Raw genomic sequence first — 14,271 nt, 5'->3', positions numbered from 1 at the left:
ATGTGCATGGATGGCCCGTCCATGATTGGCATAATTAGCAATGAACGTTATATAAATTCACTGAACATATTTTTTAAGCGTTCAATCAACCCCTGCTTTTGCTCGCCTTCCGCAGCGGGACTACTGCTTTTGGTTCGGTTAGTCGGCTTCTTGGTACTTCCGCCACTGTTGCTAACGCTAGTCGATCTTCCGCGATAGTAACGAATAGCATTATGCAAGATTCCAACTCCGCTCGTGTAACCCGGATCCCTTACACCGATAAAATCAGGTACGGCGATCCTTACGGAAGCGGCCAGTTCGCTTTGTGCCACCTGAAGTACACCAGGCATGGAGACGGTGCCTCCGGTAAGTATATAACCTCCCGGAAGCTCTGTGTAACCCAAGCGCTTAACTTCCGCCTGAATGAGTTGAAAAATTTCCTGCACTCTCGGCTCAATAATAGCAGCCAAATCCTGCTGGTTGAACTCCTTATCCACGTTACTGCCGATACGCGTCACTTTAAAGACGACATCGGCTGCCGCATCATCATACCATGCGCAGCCGTACTTAAGCTTTACTTTTTCGGCTTGATCGGTAAGGGTTCTCAGTCCGTAGGCAATATCATTGGTTACAAATTCTCCACCAATCGGAAGTGTAGATGTGGCAACAATCGTTCCTTCCTGGAAAATGGCAACATTCGTAGAACCTGCACCAATATCCACCAGCACCGAACCCATCACCTTTTCATCCTTCGAAAGAGACAATTGTCCGGCTCCAAGAGGCAGCAAGACCAGATCTTTAATCCTCAAGCCGGCTTTCTCAACGCAGCGCAACAGATTATGTATCGGGGTCTTGCCTCCAGTAACAATCGTAGCCTCTACTTCGAGACGAACTCCAATCATACCGCGAGGGTCCTGAATGCCTTCAAGGCCATCCACGACATACTGCTTGGCTACCACGTCAATAATTTCTCTCTCCGGTGGTACGGCAATAACCTCAGCTGCCTTCAGTACACGCTCAATGTCCTCCTCACCGATTTCACGGTCCTCGTTGGACACGGCTACTACGCCATGACTATTTTGCAGGCCAATATGATTGCCTGAAATCCCCACATACACTTCTGTTATTTGAATACCAACCATGCGTTCAGCGTGATCCACGGCGTTACGGATTGATTGCACGGTTTGATCAATGTCTACAATTGCACCTTTGCGAATCCCTTCCGAGTCGGCAGATCCAACTCCAATAATATTAAAGGTTCCATTATTCATTTCCCCAATAATAGCCCGAACTTTGGATGTACCGATGTCCAAACTAACAATGATGTCATTGTTGCTCAAGTCTGTGGCACCTCCTGACTCCAAAATGAATTTCGTTCTTTAAACACACTCTGTACATATTCAACAAACTCCATGCTTTCCCTCTTTTTTCTACAAATTTTTTAGAAGCCAATTTATGGTTGCAGTCACATAAAAATTTGAAGAAAAAAGAAGGAGGCAAGTCTATTACCCATAAAATCAATTCTAGCATTTTTTCACATCACTGAGTAGTATCTTTTTCTTGGCCCTCTTCACTCGTATCCGGTTTGAACGGAACGTAGGAATCCGCCTCCAACATGGTGATCAAACCTGGATCTTCTGTTTCTAGCACCTGGTTCAAATAGCTGATTTTAGAATTCAGTAGAGAAACGGTTGTAATAACCTCAAACTGGGAACGTGTGTACATTTTGATGCGGTCCGGAAAAGAAGGAATCGGCGCGGGAATAATTTCCGAAATATCGGCTGTCCATTCCCCCGGAATGCGCGATAAAGCATCACACAGCTTCGCTTTGTACGGATCATCAGATTTCCATTTGGTCAAAATAGGCTTCTCAACGGCTATTCCGCTACTCCCCACGCCCACGCTTGTCCCGTTCGCTAGAATAGCACGAAGGCTCCCGTCACTCTGCAACTCGTAAGCGACCGTAGCAAACTCTTTAATGTGAATAGCAATAATCCCCGGAAACTGCTTGTCCACTGTGACTTGCTGTATCGATTGAATTTCCCGCAGTTTCTCAGAGATGTCGGATGAACTGACTCCGAAATACTGATCTCCAACAGCCAGACCGCTTCGATTAAGAAGCTGATCTCGGGTCGAAAATACATTACCATCAAAACGAATTTCAGAAACCCGACTCAACGAAGAACGGAAAAAGAGAACAGAGAGCAGTACGATAAACAACAAAATGAGAAGAATAGCAATCTTCCGGCTTGTACTTTTTTTCGTTCTGTTCTTTTTAAGAACAGGTATTTGAGCATTTGGCATAGCTTCTCTCCACAAAAGCCTTTTGTCCCCCCGTTAACGGAGGGACATTACAGGCATTAATTTACGAAATCCAGCTGCTCCGGCACCGGAGACTGACGGCTCATTCGGGCACCCAGTCCCTGGAAAAGACGTTCGATTCGGTCATACCCTCTGTCAATATGATGAACCTGCTCGACAATGGTACATCCTTGAGCCGCTAGACCCGCTATGACCAGCGCAGCCCCTGCCCGCAGATCGGTAGCCTCTACCGTAGCCCCGTACAGACGAGAAACTCCTCTTATAAAAGCAGCATTTGCATCAACCGTAATATCAGCACCCATTACATTTAGTTCATCTACATGTTTGAATCGGCTTTCGAAGACAGTCTCTTTCATGACACTGAATCCGTCCGCCAAGGAAAGCAGAACCATGACCTGAGATTGCAAATCCGTCGGAAAAGACGGGTAAGGGGAGGTAACGATCCTTTCCACTGCTTTGGGACGACTCATACAACTTACGGTCATTATATCATTCAAGATGCCGATTTGAACACCAGCCCGCCTGAGGACATGAATCAGAGCAGACAAGTGGGATGGATTGCAGTGGGTCAGCGACACACTTCCTCGTGTAGCTGCAGCTGCGATCATAACCGTTCCAGCTACTATGCGGTCAGGAATGACCTCATACGTACACGGATTGAGGCGACTGACCCCCGTAATTGTAATCGTGTCGGTTCCAGCACCGATAATGTGGGCTCCCATGGCATTCAAGAAGTTTTGTAGATCCTGAATTTCCGGTTCCCTCGCTGCATTGGTGATCGTTGTTCGTCCTTCAGCCAACGCAGCAGCCATCATAATATTTTCCGTTGCACCTACACTCGGGAAATCCATGTGGATGTCCGAGCCGATTAGCTTGTGGGCTCGAAATGTAATTTGCTCGTCTTTTTCCTCTATCTCTGCGCCAAGAGCTTTTAAGCCCTCTAGGTGAAGATCAATTTTGCGCTCGCCTATGGCGCAGCCTCCGGGCTGGTAAATGGAAACTTCTCCATATCTGGCGAGCAGCGGTCCCATCAGAAAGATAGATGAGCGCATTTGCTTCATCAAATCTTCTGGAATTTGGAACGTTCGGACGGACGACGTATCCACGTATACCGTTTCCTCTTCATGTCGGCATGTACAGCCGAGTCTTTCAAGGATGTGCAGCATGACCTTAATGTCTAAAAGATGGGGCACATTCCGAATTTCTACCTTACCTTGTGCTAGTAAGCTCGCTGCAAGAATAGGTAGTGCCGCATTTTTTGCCCCATGGATACGTATGGTGCCTGACAGGGGACGGCCTCCCTCAATCACCAATTTGTCCAATGTATCACCTCCGAGTTTACCGCTCACCCACTACGAAAACCTCCGGAACTAGCTTGATGCCGGTTTGAGATGATATTGTACTTTGAATATGCTTCATTAGGGTAAGCACGTCCTCTGCTGTCGCTTGACCGGTATTTACAATGAAATTGGCATGCTGTACAGATACCTCTGCGCCTCCCGCCTTCAAGCCCTTGAGACCTGCGCTCTCAATAAGACGAGCAGCATAGTCTCCTGGAGGATTACGGAATACGCTTCCTGCACAAGCTAACTGTAACGGCTGGGTCAGCCGGCGGCGGTCTTTAAAAGCCGCAAGTGCTGCTGAAATTTCCTCGCGGTCGCCCCGCTTCATCCGAAACACTGCCTCTGTCACCATTCCGCGTTGCTCATGCAACACGGAGTGACGATAGCTGAAATGCATATTCTCGGCATCGTACACAACCAATTCCCCTGTATCCAGCACAATCTCAGCGGACTGGAATATTTGTGACACATCAGACCCATGGGCACCGGCGTTCATGTAGACAGCCCCACCGACTGATCCTGGGATACCACCAGCAAATTCAAGGCCGGACAGGCCCTGCTTGCTGGCCATAACGCACAGTTTGACCAGTGAAACGCCTCCTCCAGCAACGATCTGTTCATCTTCAAAATGAACATAATCAAATCCTGGCCCCAGCTTGATCACAAGTCCCCGTATCCCTTTGTCAGAGACGAGCATGTTGGAGCCCCGACCCAACTGCATCCAGGGAATTCCATGCTCGCTAGCCAGCTTCAATACTCTTGCCAGCTGCTCTTTGGTATCCGGGATGACAAGTGCATCCGCAGGGCCTCCAATCCTCCATGTCGTATATTTGGACAGCGGCTCATGCTCCAGCACTTTTCCGATATCATGCTCCGCTAATAATGGCATCCATTGCTGCATTGTACTGAAACCTCCTTGTTGCTTGCCCCGCATGGTTATAAGGCTCTCACCTGACAACCGGCAGCCTGAGTGATGGTCACAATCTATAGGGTATCCTATGTAAATACCATCCGGTGTGTGACAACCGCCCAATTCTGCGCTGCAGACTACCTTTTATGGGCAAGACGTTCCATTTCTTTTACTAAAATATCTGCTGAGTCAGGCTTGCCAAGCGCAGACGCCGACTCTGCCATACGACTCCGCCATGCCTCATCCTTCATAATTCCCGCTATAGATTGAAACAGGGCCGGGCCACTCAGTTCCTTTTCTACAATCATGACGGATGCGCCTGCCTTTTCAAGTGTACGAGCATTAGCCTCCTGATGGTTATTCGTCACATTAGGTGATGGGATCAGAATGGACGGAATGCCCAACGATGTGATCTCTGCCAAGAAGGACGCACCTGCGCGATTAACAATTAATGAGGTACAAGCCAGCACCTCTGGCATATTGTGAATATAGGGAAGCACGTGTAGATGATTGGGCAATGAGCCGATCTGATTCCGTATGCTATCCAGCGTTTGCTCATAATAAGATTCACCGGTTACATATACAAAATGGACGTCTTTCAGTTGCGAAAGTTGCGGAGCCATTGCAATCATGGCGTCATTAATGGCCTTCGCTCCCCTGCTGCCACCGACCACAAGGACGACCGAGCTGTTCATCGGAACCCCAATAGTAGCAAATCCCCGATCCCGGTTAGCCAAACGAACTGTTGTAGCACGCGGGTTCCCGGTGTACAGTACATTTTTAGCTTTGGGGAAAGCTCCTTCTGAGCCTTCAAAACTAACAGCCACTGTATCCACATAGCGACTCAGAAATGTATTAGTCAGCCCTGGAATTGCATTTTGCTCATGAATAATGCTGGGAATTCCCAACTTGGAAGCTGCATAAACGACGGGACCGCATACATATCCCCCCGTGCCAATAACGACATCTGGCTTAAATTTCTTTAATAATGCTTTGGATCTGCGAACCCCTTTGAAAAAGCGCATGATCGTTTTTATATTTTCCACAGACAAGCTGCGACGAAATCCTGTGATATCAATAGCCTCAAATGGAATTTTTTCCTGAGGAACCAACTTGCTTTCGAGTCCTCGTTGACCGCCAATGTATAAAAATTCAGCGTCCGGATCAATCTCTTCGCACTGTCTGGCTACGGCCAGCGCCGGATAAATATGCCCTCCGGTGCCGCCGCCGCTCAACACGACGCGCATAAACGTTCACCTCGCATAACGTGATAAATTTAGTAAAATGCCCAGAGCAGTTAGCATTAAGGTCAGAGAAGAACCTCCATAGCTGATTAAGGGCAGCGTTATTCCTGTCACCGGCATTAAACCGATAACGACACCAATATTAATGACGACCTGTACGGCGACCATTGCGACAATACCCACCGCAAGCAAACTACCATAGGTATCCGGAATGGTTATAGCAACACGCATACCTCTCCACACGAGAACCAAAAAGAGCCCCAGCACCGCCATTCCACCGATAAAGCCAAGTTCCTCCGCCAAAATAGAAAAAATAAAATCAGTCTGCGGCTCAGGAACGTAGCTATATTTTTGTCGACTCATGCCAAGCCCCAAGCCCGCCAGGCCGCCAGGACCAATCGCATATAGCGATTGAATAATTTGATAACCTGCGCCAAGCGGATCGGACCAAGGGTCCAGAAAAGCGGTGATGCGCTGGAGCCGATAAGGTGCAGCTGCAATCAGTGCAGCAAACCCTGCTGCTCCCGACAAAGCCAGCAGACCGAGATGCTTCATACGCGCGCCTGCCGTAAATACGATGAGCATGGACGCTCCCATCATTACCGTGCCAGTGCCCAAATCGGGCTGGAGCATAATAAGCCCAAAAGCCAGTCCCATGAGTCCAAGCGGGGGCAACAGGCCGCGCGTAAAAGAGCTAATATCATAGTCAGGACGACTGAGCCAACGAGCGAGAAAAAGAATCATACCCAACTTCATAAACTCGGAAGGCTGAATGCCGAAAGAGCTAATACCGAGCCAGCTTCGTGCCCCGCCTCTTACTACACCAATGCCGGGAATTAATACGGCAACCAGCAACGCAAGACAGATCAACAACACAACCTTGGCATATTTCTGCCAGATCCGGTAGTCCGTTCTGGCAGTAAAGTACATCGCTACAAGACCGAGCCCTGCAAATAGCAATTGCCGCTTTACAAAATAGTAGGAGTCCCCGTACTCGTGAAAAGCGAGGACGGCGCCCGCACTGTATACCATAACCATGCCGATGGCTAATAAGCTTACAATACAAACGAAAAGCCATAGATCCGGCGCTGGACGAGATTGCTTCATCAGGAGGCCACCCCTTGCATAAAAGTAGGGGCTTATCCAACCCCCCTACTTACAATTTATGCGCCGCCTCTTTAAAAATACGTCCACGCTCTTCATAGGATCGGAACATATCCCAGCTTGCACAGGCGGGTGAGAGTAATACTACATCTCCCGTCTCAGCAAATTCAGCAGCCTTGTTCACAGCCTCCACGAGCGTAGCGGCGGCATCCTCCCCATTATCGACGACCTTGACATGCTCTATTCCGGCCTGCTGGGCGCGCTCAGCCAACTTATGCCGTGTCTCACCCAAGAGCACAACGGCTTTCACACCTTCCTGCAAGGAAGGTACGAGCTCTGTATAATCAGAACCGCGATCCAATCCTCCGGCAATGAGTACAATGGGTTGCTTAAAGGAAGATAAGGCCATCATTGTTGCTTTCGAATTGGTTGCTTTGGAATTATTGTAATAAGCTACACCAGCGTGTTCTAAAACATATTCAAGCCGATGTTCGACGCCGCGAAAAGTACTTAATGGTTCCGCCAAATTCGCTGGTTCTGCGCCTGCAGCAATGGCGATTGCGCAAGCAGCAAGAGCATTTTCTACGTTAAAACGACCCGGAAGTCCAATCTCAGCTACGCCTATAATGGGATGCAGCACACCATTTCCATCGCGGTATACGATGCTACGTTCAATATCGTCCGTCACATCCGGTATGTATGGCGGGTCAGCAAACAACCCTTCCTGCAAACGTTCTGTCATAGAGAACGGAAGCAGCTTCGCTTTTATATAGGGTACGAGCTCCCGGCAGACGGGGTCATCCCAGTTCACCACCGCAGTATCCGCCGCCGTTTGATTGGCAAATAGACGCGCCTTGGATGCAACGTAGTCCTCCATGCCTCCGTGGTAGTCCAAATGGGTCTCAGCTACATTGAGCAGGCAGGCCACAGCGGGCTTGAAATCCTTTGTTCCTTTTAACTGAAAGCTGCTCAGCTCCACAACCATCCACTCGTCCGACTTGGCGTCCACAGCCGCCTCACATAAGGGCGTACCGATATTACCAGCCACGATTGGATTCATGCCGGATGCCTCCAACAGCTTGCCTACCCAAGTGGTCGTGGTCGTCTTTCCGTTGGAGCCAGTAATTCCGATGATCGGAGCTTTACATAGATGGTAGGCGACCTCAACCTCGGTCACGACCTCAATGCCGAGCTCGACAGCTTTCTGTACGGGAGGAGCCGTATAAGGAATCCCTGGATTTTTAACAACCAGCTTCACTCCAGGATGAATTAGCCCCTCTGGGTGACCCCCGCATAAAACGGAAATTCCCAAAGCCTCTAATTCAGAAGCTTCGGGACATTGTTCCCTATCTTTTTTATCATTGACTGTCAGCTTGGCTCCGGCCTGGTGCAGCACCTTGGCAACTTGCACGCCGCTTTTGGCCAGCCCGATAATGACGACTTCCTGATCTCTGTATGCGTCTGGATGGTTCATTTGTCTACAACCCCTTGTTGAGATAAAGTCCGAGTCCTGCCAACAACAGTCCTACAGCCCAGAATGTAATAACTACGCGCCATTCGGACCAGCCGGACAGCTCGAAATGATGATGAATCGGGCTCATTTTGAAAATACGCTTGCCACGTGTTTTAAAAGAAGCTACTTGCAAGACCACGGACAGCATTTCAATTACGAATACACCACCGATAATGAGGAACAAAATTTCGCTTTTCGTAACGATGGCAATGGCACCTATGGCGCCGCCGATTCCCAGCGAGCCTGTGTCACCCATAAACACCTTGGCAGGATGAGCATTATACACGAGAAATCCGAGTACAGCGCCAATCATAGCCGCTGAGCATACTGCTGCCGGAAGCGAGGTCGCCTGAATCGCGACAATGGCATAAGCAGCAAAGGCAATGGCACTTGTACCGGACAGCAGCCCGTCCAGCCCATCCGTGAAATTGACAGCATTGCTAATCGCCAGCATCATGATAATGATGAACGGATAATAAAACCAGCCGCCCCAATCAAATGACCATGACGTTCCAGGGATGCCGATCGCAGTACTATGATCATTACTAAGCAGAAGCCAGCACATGATCGCGCCAAACAATAATTGCCCAAACAGCTTTTGACGCGCCGTCAGACCTAACGAGCGTTTGAATACAATCTTGATATAGTCGTCCAAAAAGCCGATCAGCCCAAAACCCAGCGTAGCAACCAGCAGAACGTAAAAGTCCGTATTTTTGATAGCTGAAAACTTAAGAAAGGTCAGCGTAAAAGCCACCAGAATCACGATACCGCCCATTGTAGGCGTACCTATTTTTTTAAGATGGCTTTGTGGCCCGTCATCCCGGACCTGCTGGCCGAATTTCATTCGCCGCAGCAGCGGAATGAGCAGTGGAGCGGCAATGACCGCCAATATAAACGATACGACGATCGTCAGCAGTAATAATTGAATATCCATGGGAGTCTCCCTCTCGTCAACATCAGTTCTGTAGCGGACCGTTTTTCAGCGCATCCACAATTTCTTCTAGTCGCATCCCTCTGGATGCCTTAACCAGCACAATATCATTGGCGTGTAGATGAACCAGCAAATACTGGATCAGCTCTTGCTTATCTGTATAAGCGTGCACGTTAGCAGTTGGCATCAACCCTTGCGCACCCTGCGCAATCGAAGTGCCTAACGCACCGTAGGTAAACAGTACTTCTACGTCATGCTTTGCCGCGAAAATTCCAATTTCCTCATGGAATTGCTTTTCCTCAGGTCCCAGCTCCAGCATGTCACCAAGCACGGCGATTTTACGTCCGTCCGTTTTATACGCAGACAACGTCTGAATTGCTGCCTTCATTGAAGCCGGACTGGCATTATAAGCGTCGTTTAGCACGGTAAGTCCATTAGGACAGTTCACGACCTCAATGCGCATGCCCGTCAGCTTTAAAGACGACAACCCTTTACGTATATGGTCTGCATCGACATTGAAATGACGCGCTACCGCCAGTGCTGCCAAACCATTTACAACATTGTGCTGTCCAAGCAAGGGAAGCCGAAAAGCCTCTTTGCCATATTGGGCTGTTATAAATAAGCTGCCTTCTCCATCGGAAGTGATTTCAGTTGGATAGTCATCGTTACCTGCAACTAGCCCGAACGTAAACAATTTTAAACCTTCAGGCTTGACCGTTTCAGACTCCGCCAACACTTGTGAAAGCAGTGGTTCATCTCCGTTGTAGATCAGCAAACCACCAGCCTTAAGGCCACTTGTGATCTCCAACTTTGCACGAGCGATTTCCGCACGAGAACCAAGCTGCAGCAAGTGCGATTCGCCTATGTTCGTTATGATAGCTACATCTGGTTGGGCAATATTAGCCAGCAGACGAATCTCTCCACGTCCACTCATGCCCATCTCCAGAATGAGAATATCTGTATCCTGCGGCATGGACAGTACCGTTAAAGGCAAACCGATATGATTGTTATAATTCCCTTCGGTTTTGTGTACTTTAAAAGTCGTGCCCAGCAGAGCGTTTACGATGTCTTTCGTTGTCGTCTTGCCGTTGCTTCCCGTGATCCCAACGACAGAAACGCCGGTTTCGCGTAAGTATGCAGCTGCTAGATGCTGAAGGGCTTCTAACGTATCCTCTACCTCAATAGCGTTCTCAGCCGGAGGTGCTCCATGATCCTTTTGCCATAAAAATGCAGCTGCACCTGCCTCGCTTACGATCTGCTGCACATAATTATGCCCATCAAACCGTTCGCCCACGAGTGGAACAAACAACCCTTGGCTCTGCGGCCTGCGAGAATCTGTAAAAACGCCTTCGACCATCTGTTCGGTGTCCGCTTCTCCGTGAAGTATTCCTCCACACATAGATGCAATCTGACCGATTGTTCTTTTCATCACTTGGATAAACCCCTTATCGCTTCTTTGGCTACGATGCGGTCATCGAATTCATGCACCGTTTTTCCGATCAACTGGTAAGTCTCATGACCTTTTCCCGCAATCAATACTACATCGTCAGGGCTTGCCATTTCAACAGCTTTATGAATTGCAGTTCTGCGATCCACGATCAATTCGTATCGTTCTGCGGGTACACCTTCGTCGATCAACCCTTGTTCGATGTCTTTCAAAATCACTTTCGGATCTTCTGTTCGCGGATTGTCGGAAGTAATAAACGAGTGATCGCTGTAACGCGCAGCAATTTTCCCCATCAATGGGCGTTTCGTACGATCTCGGTCGCCGCCGCATCCAAATACACACCATACTTTACCGACCGCAAATTCCTTTACGGTGCGAAGGACATTTTCCAATCCGTCCGGTGTATGGGCATAATCTACAATAACAGCAAAGGGCTGACCCGCATCTACAGGCTCTACCCGCCCATCTACGCCTGCAATAGACTCTAGACTGCGCTTGATATCCACCAACGAGATTCCTTCCAGCAAAGCAGCGGTAATGGCCGCCAGTGCGTTGTACACATTGAACTTGCCTACCATTCGAAGCTCAATATCGGTATCTCCTTTAAAAGTAGACACATGAAAGGAGGTTCCCTTGGAACCTATAGTGATACGAGATGCCTGCACATCAGACTCCTTTTCCACGCCGTATGTAATCACTTGGGCCGCAGTTTGAGCCTGCAAATAGGAAGAAGCCGGATCGTCTGCATTCAGAACAGCATATTTGCTATCTGATGCATCCCGCGAGAAAGCATTTCCCAACCTAGAGAATAAAAGTCCTTTTGCAGCACGGTACTCCTCCATTGTGTTGTGGTAGTCCAGGTGGTCCTGCGTCAGGTTTGTAAATATAGCGGTGCGAAAATCAGTTCCTTTGACGCGGCCCTGCTCCAACGCATGTGAGGATACTTCCATGACACAGCATTGAACCCCCTGCTCTGCCATATTTCCGAGATAACGTTGCAGTTCCACCGCTTGGGGCGTAGTGCCAGACATTGGGTAAGACTGACCACCGTAACGCATTTGAATCGTACCAATCAGTCCGGTGTTCACCCCCGCATCCTTCATGATCTTTTCAATCAGATAAGTTATCGTTGTTTTACCGTTGGTTCCGGTTATGCCGATCATGCGCATGCGTCGGCTCGGTGAATCAAACATATAATCTGCCAAAACCGCCATGGCATGTCGTGCATCCTTAACTACAAGCTGCGGAACAGGTACATCCAGTTCACGTTCAACGACCAAAGCTGCCGCCCCGGACGCAATTGCCTGCTCAGCATAGTCATGTCCGTCCACTGTAAAACCTGGCAAACACAGAAATAAATCCCCCTGTTGCACTCGACGTGAATCCGCCCCGATTCCTCGGCAATCCACTGTACCGTCACCCACCACACGGGAGACGGCCAGCAGTGAAGCCAATTGTTGAAGCTGCATCTTTCATTCCTCCATTGCTCTCTCGTTATTCATAGTATGGTATAAAATGAACCTATCAATCCCCCATGTAAATACGGATCGTTGATCCCCGCTCCAATCTGGAGCCCGGCTTCGGCGCCTGACTCACGACCGTTTTGCCTGATCCAGATTTCACGAGCATAAAGTTCATATTCATATCTTCGTACAAATCAGCTGCAGTAGCACCTACCAGATCAGGTACCGTTTCGATCGGATTTTCTCCATACTTGTACTCTTTGGCTATTTGATTGGTGCGAGGCGGTATTTTCAAGGCAATCAGCGCGTCCTTTAAAATATTTTGCACGATTGGCGCAGCAACCACCCCGCCGAATTGAATGCCCTTCGGGTTATCGACAGCGGTATAGACGACGATTTGCGGATCATCCGCCGGCGCAAAACCAATAAAGGATACAATATGCTCCGAGGAAGAATAACGTCCGTTAATCACCTTTTGTGCTGTCCCCGTTTTACCTCCTACCCGGTAGCCTTCAATGAAAGCAGGACGACCTGTACCTTTAGCAACGACGCTCTCCAGCGCTTCTCTTACCTGTCGGGAGGTCTCCTCTGAAATGACCCTACGTACTAGTTCTGGTTCTACTTTTTCCAGCACTTTTCCGGTTCCCGGCTGAACCCAACCTTTTGTAATGTGAGGCTTATAAAGATTACCGCCATTGATTGCCGCCGATACTGCCGTTACCTGCTGGATCGGAGTGACAGACACCCCTTGACCAAAAGCGGTTGTCGCCAGTTCTACAGGACCGACCTGAGGTAACTTGAACAAAATGCCGTTGCCCTCACCAATCATGTCGATTCCCGTTTTGCTGCCGAAGCCGAAATTCCGAATGTACTTGAAAAGTGTTTCTTTACCTAACCGCTGCCCCAATGTTACAAAACCGGGGTTGCAAGAATTCTCCACCACTTGAAGGAACGTTTGGCTTCCATGTCCGCCTTTCTTCCAGCAACGCAGGCGTGCTCCACCGACTTCAATATATCCCGGATCAAAAAAACGGTCATTTTTGAGATTGACCTTCTTTTCTTCCAAGGCAGCCGCCAGTGTAATAATTTTGAAAGTAGACCCAGGTTCATATGTCATCCAGATAGGCAGATTTCGATTATAGATTTCAGGCGCATACTGCTTGTATAGTGCTGGCTCATAGCTTGGTCGTCCAGCCATGCCTAATATTTCACCCGTCTTGGGGTTCATAGCAATAGACAACGCGGACTTCGCCTGAAATTTGACCATGGCTTGGTCAAGCTCCCGTTCCATAATGGACTGCACAGACTTATCAATGGTTAATTGTAAATTCAGTCCATCCTTCGGTTCAATGTATTTTTCAGAAGAACCAGGCATCAGACGACCACCTGCATCTGATAAATACGCAATGCTTCCGTCGATTCCCCGAAGCTTACTGTTTTGCTGCTTCTCTACGCCTGTCAGCCCTTGATTATCAATTCCTGTAAACCCAAGAATATGAGCCGCTAGATCACCATAAGGATAATAACGTTTGTTGTCTTCAGCAACAACGATACCCGGCAGCTTCAAATCACGAATTTGCTGCGCTTTCTCCATCGTAATTTTTCGTCCGCCGGGCTGAAGTTTTTGGCTTGCTGTTCGTTTGGTAATCAGCTTGAGCACTTTATCCTCACTCATATCCAGCAAGGGCGCCAGCCTGCGTGCCGTTTCTTCCGGCTTCTTAATTTGCACTGGTATCGCCATGACTGTCGGCGAACTGACATTGTAGGTCAGCGCCGTACCCTGCCGATCCAAAATTTCGCCGCGCTTGGCGGCAAATGGAATATTGCGGCGCCACGAATCCTCAGCCTTGGCCGAGAGCTCGCCTCCTTTACCCAATTGAACATAGGCGAGCCGGATCGACAAGGCCGCAAACAGTACAAATAATCCCATTAGCCCCCATACCAGCCTCCGCCGCATGGTCACGTTAGATTTTTTCAAACGCGCTCCCTCCGTTCCTCAAATACTCATGACATGT

At 48.9% G+C, this 14,271-nt stretch carries 11 protein-coding genes; all 11 read right to left on the bottom strand.

Going from position 1 to position 14,271, the window contains the following annotated elements; genetic code table 11:
- Positions 1–47: 47 nt before the first annotated feature.
- The gene (ftsA, locus tag NSQ58_RS11410) at positions 48–1,319 is read right to left on the bottom strand and encodes a cell division protein FtsA (RefSeq protein ID WP_013311085.1); all 1,272 of its coding nucleotides are present in this window, start codon (positions 1,317–1,319) and stop codon (positions 48–50) included.
- Between the two features lie 199 nt (positions 1,320–1,518).
- Positions 1,519–2,283 carry a cell division protein FtsQ/DivIB gene (locus NSQ58_RS11405; protein ID WP_341057424.1) on the bottom strand — a complete coding sequence of 255 codons (765 nt, stop codon included), beginning with the start codon at positions 2,281–2,283 and terminating at the stop codon, positions 1,519–1,521.
- Positions 2,284–2,339: 56 nt separating this feature from the next.
- Positions 2,340–3,650 (bottom strand): UDP-N-acetylglucosamine 1-carboxyvinyltransferase, encoded by a 1,311-nt coding sequence (murA, locus tag NSQ58_RS11400; RefSeq protein ID WP_175405301.1) that lies wholly within the window; start codon positions 3,648–3,650, stop codon positions 2,340–2,342.
- On the bottom strand, positions 3,640–4,545 hold the full coding sequence (gene murB / locus NSQ58_RS11395) for a UDP-N-acetylmuramate dehydrogenase (RefSeq protein ID WP_023989446.1): 906 nt from the start codon (positions 4,543–4,545) through the stop codon (positions 3,640–3,642). Before murB ends, murA begins: the two co-directional genes overlap by 11 nt.
- A 146-nt stretch (positions 4,546–4,691) precedes the next feature.
- On the bottom strand, positions 4,692–5,801 hold the full coding sequence (gene murG, locus NSQ58_RS11390) for an undecaprenyldiphospho-muramoylpentapeptide beta-N-acetylglucosaminyltransferase (protein ID WP_069080394.1): 1,110 nt from the start codon (positions 5,799–5,801) through the stop codon (positions 4,692–4,694).
- 6 nt (positions 5,802–5,807) lie between these two features.
- Complete coding sequence (spoVE, locus tag NSQ58_RS11385) at positions 5,808–6,905, bottom strand: stage V sporulation protein E (protein ID WP_023989448.1); 1,098 nt, start codon at positions 6,903–6,905, stop codon at positions 5,808–5,810.
- Between the two features lie 49 nt (positions 6,906–6,954).
- Positions 6,955–8,376 (bottom strand): UDP-N-acetylmuramoyl-L-alanine--D-glutamate ligase, encoded by a 1,422-nt coding sequence (gene murD / locus NSQ58_RS11380; protein ID WP_028540480.1) that lies wholly within the window; start codon positions 8,374–8,376, stop codon positions 6,955–6,957.
- A gap of 4 nt (positions 8,377–8,380) precedes the next feature.
- A complete protein-coding gene (gene mraY, locus NSQ58_RS11375; RefSeq protein WP_013311092.1) occupies positions 8,381–9,349 on the bottom strand; it encodes a phospho-N-acetylmuramoyl-pentapeptide-transferase in 969 nt (322 codons plus the stop codon).
- A gap of 22 nt (positions 9,350–9,371) precedes the next feature.
- Positions 9,372–10,775: a UDP-N-acetylmuramoyl-tripeptide--D-alanyl-D-alanine ligase gene (locus NSQ58_RS11370; RefSeq protein WP_071558482.1), complete on the bottom strand. Its 1,404-nt coding sequence runs from the start codon at positions 10,773–10,775 to the stop codon at positions 9,372–9,374.
- Entirely contained in the window at positions 10,775–12,262 is a 1,488-nt protein-coding gene (locus tag NSQ58_RS11365; protein ID WP_341057421.1) for a UDP-N-acetylmuramoyl-L-alanyl-D-glutamate--2,6-diaminopimelate ligase, read from the bottom strand. The genes NSQ58_RS11370 and NSQ58_RS11365 overlap by 1 nt, the downstream gene beginning before the upstream one ends.
- Positions 12,263–12,317: 55 nt before the next feature.
- The gene (locus tag NSQ58_RS11360) at positions 12,318–14,234 is read right to left on the bottom strand and encodes a stage V sporulation protein D (RefSeq protein WP_043882263.1); all 1,917 of its coding nucleotides are present in this window, start codon (positions 14,232–14,234) and stop codon (positions 12,318–12,320) included.
- Positions 14,235–14,271 lie beyond the last annotated feature (37 nt).

This window comes from Paenibacillus sp. FSL M7-0134 (assembly GCF_038007865.1).
GTDB classification, from domain to species: domain Bacteria; phylum Bacillota; class Bacilli; order Paenibacillales; family Paenibacillaceae; genus Paenibacillus; species Paenibacillus polymyxa_B.
The sequence above is the reverse complement of the archived record's forward strand: the minus strand, read 5'-3'. Positions and strand labels throughout refer to the sequence as shown.

Excerpts from the sequence above, each read along its gene's own strand:
- NSQ58_RS11405 (WP_341057424.1), bottom strand. The coding sequence starts at position 2,283 with ATGCCAAATGCTCAAATACCTGTTCTTAAAAAGAACAGAACGAAAAAA.
- murB (WP_023989446.1), bottom strand. The coding sequence starts at position 4,545 with ATGCAGCAATGGATGCCATTATTAGCGGAGCATGATATCGGAAAAGTG.
- murG (WP_069080394.1), bottom strand. The coding sequence starts at position 5,801 with ATGCGCGTCGTGTTGAGCGGCGGCGGCACCGGAGGGCATATTTATCCG.
- spoVE (WP_023989448.1), bottom strand. The coding sequence starts at position 6,905 with ATGAAGCAATCTCGTCCAGCGCCGGATCTATGGCTTTTCGTTTGTATT.
- murD (WP_028540480.1), bottom strand. The coding sequence starts at position 8,376 with ATGAACCATCCAGACGCATACAGAGATCAGGAAGTCGTCATTATCGGG.
- mraY (WP_013311092.1), bottom strand. The coding sequence starts at position 9,349 with ATGGATATTCAATTATTACTGCTGACGATCGTCGTATCGTTTATATTG.
- NSQ58_RS11370 (WP_071558482.1), bottom strand. The coding sequence starts at position 10,775 with ATGAAAAGAACAATCGGTCAGATTGCATCTATGTGTGGAGGAATACTT.
- NSQ58_RS11365 (WP_341057421.1), bottom strand. The coding sequence starts at position 12,262 with ATGCAGCTTCAACAATTGGCTTCACTGCTGGCCGTCTCCCGTGTGGTG.